The 14,915-nt window shown below is 68.3% G+C and carries 11 protein-coding genes; 5 read left to right on the top strand and 6 right to left on the bottom strand.

Annotated elements, in window-relative coordinates:
* Positions 1-1,275 precede the first annotated feature (1,275 nt).
* The 3 genes from ACFYM6_RS33790 (at position 1,276) to ACFYM6_RS33780 (ending at position 2,816) form a co-directional block, all read left to right on the top strand.
* Positions 1,276-1,533 carry a hypothetical protein gene (locus ACFYM6_RS33790; RefSeq protein WP_387281534.1) on the top strand — a complete coding sequence of 86 codons (258 nt, stop codon included), beginning with the start codon at positions 1,276-1,278 and terminating at the stop codon, positions 1,531-1,533.
* 199 nt (positions 1,534-1,732) lie between these two features.
* A complete protein-coding gene (locus tag ACFYM6_RS33785) occupies positions 1,733-2,470 on the top strand; it encodes a hypothetical protein (protein ID WP_387281533.1) in 738 nt (245 codons plus the stop codon).
* A 214-nt stretch (positions 2,471-2,684) separates the two neighbouring features.
* The gene (locus tag ACFYM6_RS33780; RefSeq protein WP_387281532.1) at positions 2,685-2,816 is read left to right on the top strand and encodes a hypothetical protein; all 132 of its coding nucleotides are present in this window, start codon (positions 2,685-2,687) and stop codon (positions 2,814-2,816) included.
* A 401-nt stretch (positions 2,817-3,217) separates the two neighbouring features.
* On the opposite strand, the gene ACFYM6_RS33775 is transcribed toward ACFYM6_RS33780, so the two are convergent.
* Together ACFYM6_RS33775 and ACFYM6_RS33770 are read right to left on the bottom strand one after the other, a co-directional pair.
* On the bottom strand, positions 3,218-4,192 hold the full coding sequence (locus ACFYM6_RS33775; protein WP_387281531.1) for an RNA polymerase sigma factor: 975 nt from the start codon (positions 4,190-4,192) through the stop codon (positions 3,218-3,220).
* Positions 4,193-4,206: 14 nt separating this feature from the next.
* Positions 4,207-6,180, bottom strand: coding sequence for a zinc ribbon domain-containing protein (locus tag ACFYM6_RS33770; protein WP_387281530.1), 1,974 nt, complete (start codon positions 6,178-6,180; stop codon positions 4,207-4,209).
* A 238-nt stretch (positions 6,181-6,418) separates the two neighbouring features.
* Here ACFYM6_RS33770 and ACFYM6_RS33765 point away from each other — a divergent pair, with 238 nt between their 5' ends.
* Entirely contained in the window at positions 6,419-8,317 is a 1,899-nt protein-coding gene (locus tag ACFYM6_RS33765; RefSeq protein WP_387281529.1) for a carbohydrate-binding domain-containing protein, read from the top strand.
* A gap of 55 nt (positions 8,318-8,372) precedes the next feature.
* On the opposite strand, the gene ACFYM6_RS33760 is transcribed toward ACFYM6_RS33765, so the two are convergent.
* Positions 8,373-8,624 carry a hypothetical protein gene (locus tag ACFYM6_RS33760; RefSeq protein WP_387281528.1) on the bottom strand — a complete coding sequence of 84 codons (252 nt, stop codon included), beginning with the start codon at positions 8,622-8,624 and terminating at the stop codon, positions 8,373-8,375.
* A 103-nt stretch (positions 8,625-8,727) separates the two neighbouring features.
* A complete protein-coding gene (locus ACFYM6_RS33755; RefSeq protein WP_387281527.1) occupies positions 8,728-10,653 on the bottom strand; it encodes a hypothetical protein in 1,926 nt (641 codons plus the stop codon).
* Positions 10,654-10,947: 294 nt separating this feature from the next.
* Between ACFYM6_RS33755 and ACFYM6_RS33750 the strand changes: the two genes are divergently transcribed.
* Positions 10,948-13,578, top strand: a complete 2,631-nt coding sequence (locus tag ACFYM6_RS33750) for a transcriptional regulator (protein WP_387281526.1) — start codon at positions 10,948-10,950, stop codon at positions 13,576-13,578.
* A gap of 80 nt (positions 13,579-13,658) precedes the next feature.
* On the opposite strand, the gene ACFYM6_RS33745 is transcribed toward ACFYM6_RS33750, so the two are convergent.
* Both ACFYM6_RS33745 and ACFYM6_RS33740 read right to left on the bottom strand, forming a co-directional pair.
* On the bottom strand, positions 13,659-13,796 hold the full coding sequence (locus ACFYM6_RS33745; protein ID WP_387281525.1) for a hypothetical protein: 138 nt from the start codon (positions 13,794-13,796) through the stop codon (positions 13,659-13,661).
* A gap of 418 nt (positions 13,797-14,214) precedes the next feature.
* Complete coding sequence (locus ACFYM6_RS33740) at positions 14,215-14,412, bottom strand: hypothetical protein (RefSeq protein ID WP_387281524.1); 198 nt, start codon at positions 14,410-14,412, stop codon at positions 14,215-14,217.
* Positions 14,413-14,915: the final 503 nt, after the last annotated feature.

Genomic DNA, 14,915 nt, shown 5'->3' with positions numbered 1-14,915 from the left:
CGACGTAGCCGTCACCGCGACTCCAACCACATGGCCACGATCATGCCAGCAGTGCAGATGCCGACCCGACTTTGGGCCTCGTCGTCACCGCCGACATCCTGATCTGCCGCGATCCGAGCGTTACGGATCGTGACCGCTTGCGCCCGGAGGAACGTCCGGACATGTCGAGATGAGGGTGTCACCCTTTGGCGGGGTAGCCGGGCTTAGGAAGTAGGGATCAGAGCGGCGAAGGACTCGATACCTTCAACCCAGCCGGCCCCTCGTCCCACTCGGCGAGCCGAACCCGTCATGCGTATTGTCTAGCGGATGAATTGGCGCTCACCGAGACCGGCCGTCATAGCGGCAGCGCTCGGTGCTGCCTTCGTCCTCTCTGCCGCCGTTTCGCTCAGCGTGCCAATCTTGGTCCAGAGCAGTGATGGTGGCAGCACTGCGGCAGAACCGACCGCCCCCCGAGCCATCACCTGTTTCCAACCCCCGCAACCGACCGGGGCGGTGCCCGATCCATGCTGGGACCTCGCCGTCGCGGCGGGCCGGAGCACCCCGAGCCAAGCGGCGCGGGAGGCCGCCCGACTCGCCGCCGTTGAACTCCGAACGGAGGTGTCGGCCCTGATCGATCGGCAGCCGTTGGTCTGCGTGACGACTGCGGCCGGCGGACCCGGGCCATGCAGTCGCGACAAAATCGACGCCGGCGAGCTGCGGAACGCGCTAAACCGGGTGGGTCTGGTCGACCATGTCGTACGACCCGCACGGTCCGACGACATCACCGAGGGCAAGGGGCTCGTGTTCGCCGCGCGAGTTGGAGGTGCCTGCGTGCTCGGCTACGTGCTTCCCTCGAGAGAGGCGGCCGGCGTAGCTGGGACGCTGCACGATGGCACGTGCTTGCCTGTCTGAGCAGCCATGCCGCGATCAGCGCGATGAGGAGCGTGACCACCCAGCAGCAGCCCTCGGAGTGTCCGGACATGCCGATGTGCGCGAATCGGCCAGGTCGCTTGCCTGTGCGTCGAACGCATTTCGATTCGCACGCAATAAACCAGCGGCGGCGTCGATGATCATTCCGTAATACACATGCTGATGAGGGGTTGACTGGCAACCACCGCGAGGTGCCGAACCGGTCGCAGCGTGCAGATGTACTGACCTCAATTACCTGGCCGTAGACACCACCAGCCATCCCGAGGCCGACCTGACCCGGGAGCGCCGAGTCGTACTTCGGAGCTATCGGGCGATGCTACCGAGGGTTGACGCGGTGCCGAACCATGCTTTCCTATCGTCGCGCTCATGAAGAAGGGTCTTGTCGTTCTCGGCATGGTGTTCGGTCTCTACCTCATCGCACGGGCGCTCGCCGAGCCGTTCGTGATCGACCTCAGCGATCCGGCCAGCTATCGCGACGATTGGGGTGGTCCCAGCCTGGCCGGCGTGCTGCTGGTCCACTGCGGACCGGGCGTGGTCTCCGCCGTGCTGATTGGTCGGGCGGTAGACGCACGGTGGCGGCGTCGTACGCAGACGCGGCTCGGTCGGGGCGACACGCGAGCGTGAGCTCACCGCCCACCCGAGCTTCACGCCGTCGCTCCAGCGCACGGGTAGCCGCGATCCGAGCGTTACGGATCGTGACCGCTTGCGTCCGGAGGAACGTCCGGACGTGTCGAAATGAGGATGCTTTTCCCTCCCCTGTTACGAAGGAACCGCGGCAGTGCCGGATCTTGGTATGGTCGGCGTCCCTTCGGAGGGGGCGGGCGTGACCGACGTTGCTGTTGAGGGATTCCGTCGTACCCATCTGGCGGTGGTTGCAACTGCCGCTGTCGCGCTTGGCCTCCTTGCGTTCGCTGCCGACTCCGTCGCGGGCGTTGTGGGGCAGGTCCTGATCGCGCTGACCAGCAGCGGCTTCGCTTGGGGCTTGGCGGCGTTCGTGGCCGGCCGTTCGGCGGCCACGGCGAAACGAGCGGTTGGCGGTGCCACCGCCTTGTTGGTGTTAGCGACGCTGCTTTATTACCTGCTTGTGCTGATCATCAGCCGCCGATGGAGTGGGGGAACTCTGGAGGACGGCACGTCGGCCGACCTGCTGGGGCTGCGCTCGGTTGCCATCATGACGGCGCTATGGCTGACCGGGTCCCTCGTCGGGGGAACGATTCTCGGAAAGCTCGGCCACATCGTGCGAGTCGGCAAAGCGTCGACCTCGGCGCTGGCCGCGGGTGCGGTATGCGGCCTTCTCTCCGGCGAAGGCTGGCAGGCCGTGATGCTGGCGCCGCCCTGGCAGTTGCTGACCGTGCCCGACCCGCACCAAGCAGAGTTCTTCCGAGGCGTTGCGATCGGGGAACTCATCAAGATTGTGCTTCCCATCGTCGTCCTGGCTTGGGTGGCGGCGGTGCACCGCCTCTGGCGCACATGGCCGATGCTGCTTACCGCGGCCATCTCAAGCGGTGCCCTGAGCGCGGCGCTGTGGTACCTGCTCTACGCCGCAGCACACAGAATCTGAGTGCGCCGGCAAGACTGCAGGCGCGGGTAGGCAGGCGCGCCAGGCATCCTGATCTGCCGCCGAGGGGAGTTGCCCCCTGGTCCTGGACACTTGAGCGTTTCGAGGGCCGTTAGCCGACGTCGGCACATGGGACACCGCTGCGGAGTGGCCGGGCCAGCGACGTCTCAGCAACGCCGAGCCGGCGTACGCCTGGCCCGCTGATCACGCCTGGTGCGTGGCCAAGGACGTCGATCCGCACTGGGCCGGGATCGGCGGGACTCGGGCGCTGATCACCCACCTCACCACCGATCCACGCCTCGACGTGGTCCCCGCCGACCCCACCCAGGACCAGCCGCTCTACCGATAACAGCCCGTGCGCAGCTGACGAGTGCTTTGCGGACCGCTGGCGGGGCCTGCCGCGCCCGGGTCGGAACGCACGGATCTGCCGCAGTCCGTGCATGCTGATCGACCAAGAGCGGTCACGGTCCGTAGCTGGCCACTGGGTCGAGCGGGCAACCTGAACTGCCGATGACAGTGCGGTGCCGACCGTCAGAAGCTGAACGACCTCATGCGGGTATTGGGCCGATCTGATGGCCGTTACCGGGGCATCGTCTGCGCGCTCGGCGTCGCGAAATGTGTAGTCGCGACCTGGCGTTCGAAGCTCGGACGAAGCGAGAGACCCGTCGCTGGCGCGATAGGTTGCGGAATGCGTCGGCAGGGCACCCCGGGTTCGGTCGCCGCTGCGCGGGGTTTCGATCGGGATCCCGGCTACCCCAACTGGTCGCGGCGGCGCGTCAGGTAGGCGGTCTCGGCGGTGTTGCCGGCCAGGTCGATGGCTTTGTCGTAGGCCGCGCGTGACTCCTGGCTGCGACCCAGCCGGCGCAGCAGGTCGGCGCGGGTGGTGTGGTAGGCGTGGTAGCCGGCCAACTTGTGCTCAAGCCGGTCGACGGCCGCCAGTGCCACCTGCGGGCCGTCGAGCTCGGCGACTGCGATGGCCCGGTTGAGGGTGATGATCGGGGAGGGGTCGAGGCGGACGAGTTGGTTGTAGAGGGCGAGGACCTGCGACCAGTCGGTGTCGCGCATGTCGCGGGCGGAGGTGTGTACGGCGTTGATCGCGGCGAGGATCTGGTAGCTGCCTGGAGCGACCCCGGCGGCGGCAGCGGCGAGGCGTTCGCGGACCAGCCGGTGACCCTCGGCGATCAGCGCCGCGTCCCAGGTCCCGCGGTCCTGCTCGTCGAGGGCGACCAGTTCGCCGCTGGCCGAGACTCGGGCGGGGCGGCGGGCCTCGATGAGGAGCATCAGCGCCAGCAGCCCGGCCACCTCGCCGTCGTCGGGCAGGAGGGCACGGATCAGGCGGGTGAGCCGGATCGCCTCGGCGGTCAGGTCGTGACGTAGGGGATCGGTGTCGGGGCCGGTCGCCAGGTAGCCCTCGTTGAACACGAGGTAGAGGACGGCGAGTACGCCGGAGACCCGGGCTGGGAGATCCTCGGCGGACGGCACGCGATAGGGGATGCGAGCCGCTTTGATCTTGGCCTTCGCGCGGGTGATCCGCTGCCCCATGGCACTCTCGGCCACCAGGAAGGCGCGGGCGATCTCGGGCACGGTCAGACCGCCGACCATGCGCAGCGTCAACGCCACGCGGGCTTCCATCGCCAGCGCCGGGTGACAGCAGGTGAAGATCAGCCGGAGCCGGTCGTCGTCGATGGCGCCGAGAGGCTCGGGCGGGTCGTCGTCGTACACCATCTGAGCGTCTCTGATTAGCTTAGCGATCCTGTGTCGGATGGGGTTTCCGGGATCGTTTCCCACTGTGGTGGGGTCGCGTGGGCGTGGAGATGGAATCCTGCGCCCAGTGCCGCTCCTCGTGGCCGGTGGCCGGTGGTGGTGGGTGTGCTGATCGTGTTCACGCTCTGGTGTCGGTGGGCTGCGCGGGGCAGCCTGCGGTCCGTTGGTGCGTGTCCCTCCGGACGCTTGCCCGCCTGACCGTGGGGCCGGGTGGGGGAGGGTGCCCTGCGTCGCCTGGGCGCGGGGCGTGAGGTGTGGGGCCGGGTGGGGCTGGTCTTCGACCGGTCCCTCCGGCTGGCATGGGAGCTCGGGGTGACGACGGCTGCGGCTTCGAGTTCGTCGACGACCGTGCGGATCACCATGGCGCCGCTGGTCTTGTCGGTGACGGTCTTGCCCTGGTGGGTGAGGCCACGGGCGGCGATGCGCCGCCATGCTCCGTGGTCGCGGTCGCCCTGCCAGCGGCAGGACTGGTCGGGGCAGATGGCCCACTTCCATCCGGCCACGGTCGGCTGGTCGGGGGCTTTACGGTGCTGTAGCGGGGTCAAACATTGCGGGCAGTGTTTGGAGGTGTTGCGGGCGGGGACGGTGACCACGGCGATACCGTGCTCGGCGGCGAGGTGCCGCATCCGGTCGCTGATCTTTCCGCGGACCTGCTGGGACAAGCGCGTGTTCAGGCTGTGCCCCATGCCCTTGGCTTCCATCGACCGCAGGTCTTCCAGATAGATGACGGACGCCCGGGCGGCGATCGCCTGGTCGACAGTCCAGCGGGCGGCAGCCCAGGCGAGCGCGGTATTCAAGTTTTGGCGGCGGGCGGACACGTGGCGGATCTCGCCGGCCAGCACCTCCTGTTTCGCCCTCAACTGCTCGTCCGGGCAGCCGCCGAGCAGCCGCGCGTACTGCTCGGCCTTCGCATGCAGCCGCTCGGACAGGCGCCGGAGCCGGTGCTGCTTGGCCAGGACCCCAGCGGCGCGGAACTGTCCACCAGCCCCCAACGCCGTGATCCGACCATCCTTACCCAGTCGCAGGGCGCCCGCGCTGAGGAGCGTGTTGAGGCCCCAGTCCACGCCAAGCGCCACCGTGTGGCCGGTAGCCCGGGCCTTCGGCACGACGTGCGTGTACGCCATGTCGGCACGCACCGTCCCGTCGGTGAGGCGGAGGGTGGGCAGGTGCAGCACCGCCGCGGCGGGAACCGTGGACGGCAGGCTGATCGGACACTCGACCCACGTCCAGTCCCGATACGTCTGCGGATCCGGACGGGTGGGCAGTTGCAGCCGCAGCAGCGCACTGCCCAGGTCGGCGTCGCAGCGCTCGATGCTGGCCTGCTGCCGATCACACGCGGCCAACAGCAACATCCGCCCGATCCTCGGGATGCCTTCGAGTTCGAACACGTCCACCGGCAGCCGGCCGTTGGTCTTGGCGAACGTGACAGCCTGCCGGGTGCGGCCCTTGATGACATTGGATGGCAGATGCTGCCCGCCGGGGATCGAGGCCCGCACCTGATCCCACTCGGCGGGGGTGCGTTTGCGCGGATCGTCCGGCCAGGCCGCCAGGATCCCGGCGGTCACGTCCGCGCGCCACTTCACCGACCGCAGCGCACGCCCCGCCTGCTCCTGCGCCATTCGCACGACCCGGTCATTGACCCTCACACCCCCAGACGGGGCGACCGTCCACCCCAGCCGCCGCAGCGCCATCCACGCGTTCGACGGCAACCTGCGCCCACCCGCATCCACCCCGGAAGCCAACACCCCCACATCCACGCTGTTCCAATGCGCGCCGATCAGCGCGGCCACCATGCCCGCCACCAGATCGGCACACCAACCGACCCGCTGCGCCAGCACCATCGGAGACAGCACCTCGCCGGTCTCCTCGTCCACACCGGTGCGCAGCACAGCGCGGGCACACGCGGTGCGGGCGGCCTCACCCTCGGCCAGCCGCAGCTTCCCGCTCACCGACTCAACGCCTCAACACCGATCCACAAAAACCGGCCCTACCGCCGACCCACACCACCGGAACCCTCCCCGAGCCAACCCAAAACGTGCACGGGGTGAACACCGACACGCTTCCCGGCCCTGGAAAGCCGAAAACGTTCCACACAGGCCAATCTATAATCACTGATCATCGATAATCAAATCGGTTAGCCTGCGCAAGGACGGCACGACCGAGTCGAAGCAGACGGACATCAGCAACATGCTGAGGGTCGACAACGCCGGACACTTCGCACTGCTGGCCACCGGCACGGACCACATCAACACGCACGACTTCTACTACGACAAGGGCAAGGGTGGTCAAGCGCGAGACGTCTTCGACTACATGGGGAGCAGTTACGTCACCGCCAGGAACATCTACGCCAAGGGGACGTCCGACGACATCGTCAAACCCGGTAGCGACTCCTCCCTGGGGTTCACCAGGCCGGCGACCGACTTCTACGTCCGAAACATCATCGGCGACACGAACTGCAATCTCTTCCAGATCGGCAGCGAGACAGCCGACGACATCAGGAACGCCTACGTCGACAACATCTATGTGCTGGCCGGCAACAAGGCCGGTTTCTCCATCTCCACGAATGACGGCGCGACCGTCGAGAACATCTACCTGAACTCGGGTAAGACCGGACCGGTCCACCACCAGGCGCAGATGCGACGCACGGGAGCACCCTTCTTCATTTCGATCTCCAACCGGGGCCGGGTGATCGGCGGACAGGCGCAGCGAACGAAGTTCTGGGAGAACGGTGTGCAGCGGGACGAGTTGCTGAGCACCAACGTCAACATCGGGCATGTCCGCAACGTGCACATCAAGGACGTCAACATCGAGGAGGTCTACGGGGGCAGTCAGTACAGCGACCCCTCGAAGCGATGGGTTCCCTACACCAACCAGAACAAGGCGACGCCGATCATCGCCGGCTACAAGGTCGGTGAGGGCGGACCGGCCCTCCCGGACGGCCGCACCATCGGTTACGTCGAGAACGTCACGTTCGAGAACGTGAACGTGCTGGTGAAGGGCGGCAACAGCTACGAGGACTCGCAGGTCAGCCCTCCCGAGCTGGGCGTGGGTAAGTACAACGTCGCCGACTTCGGGGTGCAGCCCTCCTACGGGTTCTGGGCGCGGCACGTGCAGGGGTTGAGCTTCAGAAACGTGACGACGAACTTCGAGCGCAACGACGACCGCTACGCCTTCGTGCTCGACGACGTCAAGAACGCGGAACTCGACGGCCTGACGATGGTGAGGGGAAGGAACAACCCCAGCGTCATCGAATTGAAGAACGCCAGCAACATCACTGTCCGAAACTCCGCCTTCTACGACGGCACCTGGGGAAACGAGCTGACTCCACTCCAAGACCTCACCAACGTGACCGTTACGGACGCCCAGGCCTATCCGCCGAGAGTGAAGGACCCGCACAACACCGCCATCCAGCTCAAGCGGAGCGGCCACGAAAACGTGACAGACCTGAACACCGAAACGATGGTCGTCACGACGGTACTGGGATCCACCACGGCCGACCTGACCACGCAGATCGAGTCGACGGACGGCACCGCCCAGACGTATGCGGTCACCGATCCCGACGGCCGGCCGAGGAGCGCGGAAGCGTTGATCGACACCGGGGACACCCTGGCTGTCACTGCGGAAGACGGCACGACGCGAGCGGAGTACCGGATCGCCATCTCACCTGACCTGGTGATCGAGGGAGAGTCGCAACTCGGCTCGGTCGAGAGGAGCGTCCCCAGCATCACCCTGTCCACCTCCTCGACGAACGGGAGGACGTACCTGCAGACCAGTTCGGTGCCGGCCGGGGAGTGGATCCAGTTCCTCGTCGATGTTCCCGTCGCGGGGACCTACGACGTCTCGTACCAGTACAAAACAAACACGTCCGGAAGGGCGACGGTCCAGGCCTACGTGGACGGCGTCGCGAGCGGGGCAGCGGTCGACCAGAACAGCTCGACGGCCAACCAGTACATCCCGGTGAACTTGGGGCGAGTGACCTTCGCGAACGCCGGACAGCATCCGATCCGCTTTGAGGCCGTGAAACCAGGGTCGATCGTCATCGACTACATCAAGCTCACGAAGGTGGTCGGCGGACAAGCAGGTTGACGCGCCTCGCGGGATGGCACACCCAGGTCGGTGCCACTCCCGCTGCCCGGATGAGCTACGCCCAATCGTGATCATTCCGCTGGCGAGCCACATCGAGCAGATGGTCGAGGTCGGTTCGCGGCCGTCCGGTGGCCATCGCGAGCGCCCCGAGCGGGTCGGCCTGCCCGCGACCGGTCAGATCCTCGAAGACCGTGAGCAGGTCGGACTCGAAGCCGGCCGCGGCCCTGCCCCACGCCCTGGCCAGTTCGGCCAGCCGGCCCTCGACATAGCGGCGCACCATCACCTGGTACGCCCCGACGCTCGGCATCTCGTGGGCCTCGGCAACCAGGTCGTCGACCTGCCGGCCGATGCGGTGTGCGTTGGACCCAGCTACCGCATGGCCAGCGGGCGGCCCAGCTGGCCGGAGCGCGTCAGGTGTCTCGTCCGTCGACGATGCGGCGGAGGGCTGCGCCTGCGGTAGGGAATGCAAGTTGCAGTGTGTGTGCGGTGAGGCGGATGCCCCACCAGGTGAGGGCGACGAGGTAGCCGACGATTAGCGCGCCGTGGGTGTTGTTGGTGAAGACGATGGCGTAGCCGATGGCGAGGCCTGTTGCGGTGATGGTGCGGATGGTGCGGCTTCGGCTGGCGGTCAGGCCGGTGCCGACGCCGACAAGTGCCGCTCCGATGCTGCCGATGAGGCCTTCCATGCCGGTCAGGTCGACGGGCGCAGTGATCGTGAGCGCCGCTCGCATGAGGTAGATGCCGGCGACGGCGATGGCGGCGTGGATGATCGCCGGTCTGGTGCGCGCGAGCCAGGCGGGCAGGGCGTGGACCGGGATCCGGGGTGCGGCGGCGGCGATGACGGCGGCGCAGGCCGCGAGAGGTAGCGCGGAGCCGAGTGTCCATTTCAGGTATTGGCTGTAGTCGAATTGGACGGAGGTGCCGGTGGCGAGGCCGTAGAGGGCGGCGGTGACCGCGCCGCCGACGGCGGCGGCGAGGTATCCGCGCCGGATGAGGCTGCCGGCCGCGGGCTCGGGTGTTGCTGTGGTGGGTGTTCCGGCGAGCCAGGTGGTGGGGGCGAGGTGCGCGACGGCGAAGGCAGTGAGCATGGCGAGTGCGCCGGCGGTGCCCAACTGGGGTAGGGAGGTGCGGACGCCGACGACCCGGAGAGCGTAGGTGGCGGTGATGTCTGCGGTGAGGATTGCTTGGAGCAGCAGTGTGAGGGAGCAGGCGCCGAGAAGGAGGGCGCTGGTCAGGTCCCGGATGCGGAGTCGGACGCGTGGTAGCTGCGCGTTGGCGGCGGTGGGTGTGTGGTGGTGTGGCGCGGTGAGGGCCAGAGCGCCGTCGGCGAGGGCGTGGGAGTGGCCGGTAAGGGTGGTCGGGGTGCGGCCGCTGGCGGTGGCGAGGCGGTCTTGCAGGCCGGGTATCGCTTCGGCTTGCCGGAGGAAGGCGCTGCTGAGGTGTTGCCTGTCGATGTCGGCGGCGTCGAGGATGTCTCGGACCGCGTCGTGGACCCTGTTGAGGAGGGGCTGCGCGGCGACGGCGACGTCGTCGTGGGTGATGACCGCGGGCTTGCGGGGTGCGGGGAGTAGCACCGGCGCGCGATCCTGCGCCGTCAACAGCTGTCTGGCATGTCGGATGGATTCCAGCAGCGCTCGATTGTTTTGGTCCTGTGTGGGGTGAGCGATCTCGGTTCGCAGTGGGTCGTCGTCCTCGGTGGCCGCGTCAACGATTCGCTGGGCGAGAACCTGGTTCACGTCGCGGGGCAGGTCGATCGATCGGGTCGCCAGCTCGCGGTACCCGTCGGCGCTGACCTGGAGGATCGTCAGGGTGACCGGATGGCGGTCGGTCTGGCAGATCAGCATGCAGGCGCCGTCAGGTGTCGTGACCCCGTGGGTCCTGGTGTAGGCGGCCAGCGCTGCCGGCGCGGTGACCATGGCGGGGGCGGGCAGGCTGGCGTGGGCTGCCGCGTCGGTGAGTTGTCCTCTTCGGCGTGGTCCCCAGCTTGCCGGGATGGTCACGGTGAGTGTGGTGATCGGCTCACCGACCTGGCGGGCGGCCTGGTCGGCGACATGCCACAGTTGTGCGGCGAGCAGTTGCACGCCGTCGACCGGCTGGTCGGCCTCTTTTCTGCCGAGCAGGTCCAGCGGGTCGCTGACGAACTGGTGGTCCGCCGTCGGCTGGGAGGCTGCGGCCACCCCGACGTGAACGTGACCGGCAGGGTCGAGGGCGACGCCGTGCGGCATGACGAGACCACTGTCGAGCATGACGGGGATCCGGGCGCCGTGTCGGTCGACGGTGGCGGCGATGGCCGACGAACTGAGATCGATGGATAGGCGGACGCCCCCGCTTGGCATGTGCGGCAGTTTCTCCCGGCAGGGGAGTGGATCGTCAACCACCGTCCCGCGCAGTGATCTTTTGTGCGCGTATGGTGAGAATCCTTCTTGAGGAGATGGCCATCGACGGCCATTGTCGTGTATGCGGGAGGAAGATCAGCATCGGCGGATGGAGGCAGCGTGCCGCAGCAGTCCCCGAACAGAGGCAACCGGCTGGCCGAATATGTGCGTCCCACGGTTTATGCCCCACACGAATCGTCATCGCCCCGGCCGCCAGAGCGGCGGTCGGCTGCCGTTGGGGTAATCCGCGCCGTCGTGGGCGCTCTGGTCTTCCTGGTCGGGGTGCCGGCTCTGCTGTGGATCGTCGGTGGTGCCCCGGTGCGACGGTTGCCGACGTGGCCGCAGGTTGTCACCTGGTTCGACGAGCCCAGCGGGCGATTCACCCCGGAGGTGCTTACTGGCGCAGCCATCTGGATGCTGTGGCTGTTCTGGGCAGCGTGCGCGCTGCTCCTGACCGCAGAGCTGCTCGCGGTGTTGACCCGGTGGCGGATCCCAGCGCTGCGGCTTCCGGCACCGCTACACCGGCTCGTGTTCGGCCTTGCCGGAACCGCCGCGATCGCCGTCACCTCCGTCGGACCCCTCAACACGGGGGAGGACGGTGACAGGTCGGCGGCCGTCGTCGCCTCCGCCGACAGCACCGGCGTGATTCCTCGACAAGCCGTCGCGCGAGGACCCGCGCTGATCCACGTCGCCGACACCCGCTACGTCTACACCGTTGAGCGGCACGACACCCTGTCCAAGATCGCCAAGGAGTGGCTCGGCGACGCCAAGAGGTGGCCGGAGATCTGCCGCTTGAACAAGCACCGCCACTTCCCTCAAGTCGGTGGCACCCTGCGCGACTGCAGCCTCATCTACCCCGGCTGGGAACTGCGGCTCCCCGCCGACGCCCGCCCGCCGAACGGTGCCACACCGGCGACGCCGCGCGCTGCGCCAACGCCACCGCCGGTGACCGCGGCTCCTTCGGCATCGCCGAGTGCCGCCCCAGACTCGCCGAGTCCCACAGTGCCGCCCGCCACGACCGAACAAGAAGCAGCAGCAATCCCCAGCAGCACACCGACGGCCACCCCGAGCCCGCCAGAGTCCACATCGCCCACCCGACCTGCGACCCCCACCCCCACCGCGTCAGCGTCGCCGTCCACCTCGCCGGGCATCAGCGACACGCAAAGCCCGACCGTGGCAACCGACGAGCACGGCGTGCAGCTATCACCGTCCAACTGGCTGCCCTGGTCACTCGCCGCCGCGATCAGCGCTGCCGCCGTGCTGGTCTGGGCACAACGCCGCCGCCGATACACCGGCGAGCCCGCAGCCCACCCACTCACGCAGCTACCACCACCGGTGCGCCACCTGCGCCGCGCCGTGACCCGCAACCCCGAACTGCCAAATCCGAACAACACCGAGCCGCCCGCACTCGTGCCCGACCTCGCACCGCTGCCACCCGGCGGCACCGGCATCGTCGGCAACGGCGCGCACGCCGCCGCCCGCGCCACCCTCGTCGCCGTCCTGGCATCCGGCGGCCCGCACCACCCCGACGCCCGCGGCGAAGTCATCATCGACGCCGCCACCCTGGAAACACTGCTCGGCCCCAACACCACGGCCCTCAGGCCATGGCCACGGCTCCACGTCACCGACAGCGTCGACGACGCGCTCACCGTGATCGAGGCCAAACTCTTGCACCGCAGCCGCATCCTCGACGAGCACGCCCTCACGGATCTGGACACCCTGCGCCAACATGCGCCCGACGAGGAAGCGCTGCCGCCGACCATGCTCATCACCGAAACCCCGCCCGCCGGCGCCCGCATGCGCACCAAGACCGCGCTCGCCCTCGGCGGCGACCTGCACGTGTCCGCCCTGCTGCTCGGCGAGTGGGCCTACGGCGCCACCGTCGAGGTCAGTCCGGACGGCCACACCACACTCGTGTCGGGCCAGGCGGCCGAGCCGCTGCCACCGCGCCTGCCCGTACTTGAGCCCGACCCGGCGATCCACATCCTCACCACGCTGCGGGAGGCGCAGACCGGGGAACCACCCGCCGTCGCCTCACCCGCTCTACCAGTCACGGTCGTCCCACTGCACGCCAACCGAACCGACACCGAGCCAGCCGACCAGCCTGCCCCCGTCACCACGCAGTCCGCCCCTGCCGTCACCGGCAAAGCGCAGCTGCGGGTGCTCGGGCAGCCGCACATCGACAACATCACCCAACCCGGCCGGCCGCTCCGCGCCAAAGCCCTCGAACTCGCCGTATTCCTCGCCTGCCACCCCGACGGAGTCACCACCCGCGAGATCGGCGAATACCTCGAACCCGACGCCCGCATCAGCCAAGCCGACCAACGCGTACACACCAACGCGAGCAACCTGCGACACGTCCTCGGCCGCGCCGGCACCGCCGAGACGAAGAACGCCTACCTCATCAAGACCACCGGACGCTACCGGCTCGACCCAGCCACCATCGACGTCGACGTCTGGACGCTGCGCGACCTCCTACGGGCCGCAGCCATCGCCACCGGCCAACGCCGCCGCGAACTACTCACCGCCGCCTGCGACCTCTACACCGCACCCCTCGCAGAAGGCCAAGAATACGAATGGCTCCAGCCACACCGCGAGACCGTACGCCGCTGGGGCACCGAAGCCCACCTACTACTCGCCGACGACCTGCTCGACACCGACCCGCAGGCCGCATCCGACCTACTCACCAAGGCCATCGACCTGGACCGCTACAACGAAACCCTCTACACCCGCGCCATGCACGCCCGCCACGCCCTCGGCGACGCCGACGGCATCCGCACCCTCCAACGCGCCCTGGCCAAAGCCCTCGCCGACCTCGACGCTGAACCCCAAGAATCGACCATCACGCAGGCGAACCAGCTATGCAGAAGCCTGGCCACGCAGTGAGAGCACCACCGCGCCCTGGCGCACCGCCAGCCGGCACCCGGAATTCCCGGTCAAGCTGGCGTGACGAGGCACCAGCTCGGTCACGCGCCCGCAAGGTTGGCCCGGACGGCGGCCAAGTAGCGCCGGGCCGTCCTCGGCGCACGGCCAATCTCGACGGCCACGTCCTCAGCGGTCACGCCCGGCCGGTCCGCCACGATGGCGGCCACCTTCGCGGTCATGTCGTCGACCGTGTCCGCCTGGCGAGGCCGGGGCATGACGCTTTGTTCCGCCTCTACGGGCGGGCCGGGCCGCAGCGCTGTTTGTATCCGTCGCTGCCACGCCGGGTGGCGCCGTAACTTCTTGTTCACGCCACTGCCCGGCGGTGTCGGCGTGCAGAAGGCGATCAACCATGAGCATGGCTTCCGGCTCCGTCTCGAACGCCCACCGCATCACCTTCCCCGTCTCGGTGTCCCCGGCGCGGCCGAACACCTTCCAGCGCGTCTCGCGGACGAGCCACACGTCGCGGCGCGCCAGGCGCCCCCAGACGCCGTTCCACCACCTCCGGGCCACCTCTTCCACACCGTTATCGTACGCATGTTCGATAGGCTGGCGAGTTGGGGTGACACGACCAAGCCTGCGTACAGCGGTGGGAGCGGGTCATTCGCAGCGGTCGTCGGCGCCTCGTCCGTACGGCTCGCAGCAGTCGGGGCGGTGCCGGTAGGCCCGTAGATCGCGGCCGTTCCGGTGGCCGTGCTCGGTGGTGATCTCGTACAGGCAGGCCTGCCACACGACGGTTTCCCCGCTGCCGGGCAGCACCTGGCCGTCACCTGGCCCGCCGCGTAGCAGCACGTCCACGCTCCGACGGTACGTGCTTGGCGAAGGCGGGGCGCGGCGTACGAGACTCTGTCGTCGGACTCGGGTGGGAGCTTGGGGTGGCGCGGTCCCCGCAATTGTTCGCTGCGGGGGCCGGTCGTCGGTGGCCTGCGGCCGGGGCTGCTCCACCTCCACGTGGCCGTGATCAGCAGCCGAGCGGTGGCCTCGCCGACCGGATCAGGTTCGCCTTCGGCGCCCGTCGCTCGCCAGCCCGGGATCGCGTGCTGTATAGAACTTTGGCCGCTGTGGAAAACGCCCTGATCATGACCGAATGTGCTAGCACCCCACCAGGCGGTTGTCGCCGCGGTATGCCGACCGGGTTTCACGAGCGAGCACTGCCTGGATCCCATCCGGCCGCCCGAATGCTGGCACCTTCAAAGGTGACAACGGTGGTACGTGGCCCCGAATCAGTCCGCGCAGATTGGTCTGACGTGCTTTGAACAGGAGGAGCGCATCCTCCGTCGCCGGATCGTCCAGCGATAGCG

Source organism: Micromonospora sp. NPDC006431, assembly GCF_042870725.1.
In the GTDB taxonomy this organism is placed as follows: domain Bacteria; phylum Actinomycetota; class Actinomycetes; order Mycobacteriales; family Micromonosporaceae; genus Micromonospora.
Note: the sequence above shows the minus strand (reverse complement) of the source record. Positions and strands in the feature narration are given on the sequence as shown.

What these genes read in the sequence shown, in the direction of transcription:
- ACFYM6_RS33790 (WP_387281534.1), top strand. Translation starts at nt 1,276, where the DNA reads ATGAAGAAGGGTCTTGTCGTTCTCGGCATGGTGTTCGGTCTCTACCTC.
- ACFYM6_RS33765 (WP_387281529.1), top strand. Translation starts at nt 6,419, where the DNA reads ATGCTGAGGGTCGACAACGCCGGACACTTCGCACTGCTGGCCACCGGC.
- ACFYM6_RS33775 (WP_387281531.1), bottom strand. Translation starts at nt 4,192, where the DNA reads ATGGTGTACGACGACGACCCGCCCGAGCCTCTCGGCGCCATCGACGAC.
- ACFYM6_RS33745 (WP_387281525.1), bottom strand. Translation starts at nt 13,796, where the DNA reads ATGACCGCGAAGGTGGCCGCCATCGTGGCGGACCGGCCGGGCGTGACC.
- ACFYM6_RS33755 (WP_387281527.1), bottom strand. Translation starts at nt 10,653, where the DNA reads ATGCCAAGCGGGGGCGTCCGCCTATCCATCGATCTCAGTTCGTCGGCC.
- ACFYM6_RS33760 (WP_387281528.1), bottom strand. Translation starts at nt 8,624, where the DNA reads ATGCCGAGCGTCGGGGCGTACCAGGTGATGGTGCGCCGCTATGTCGAG.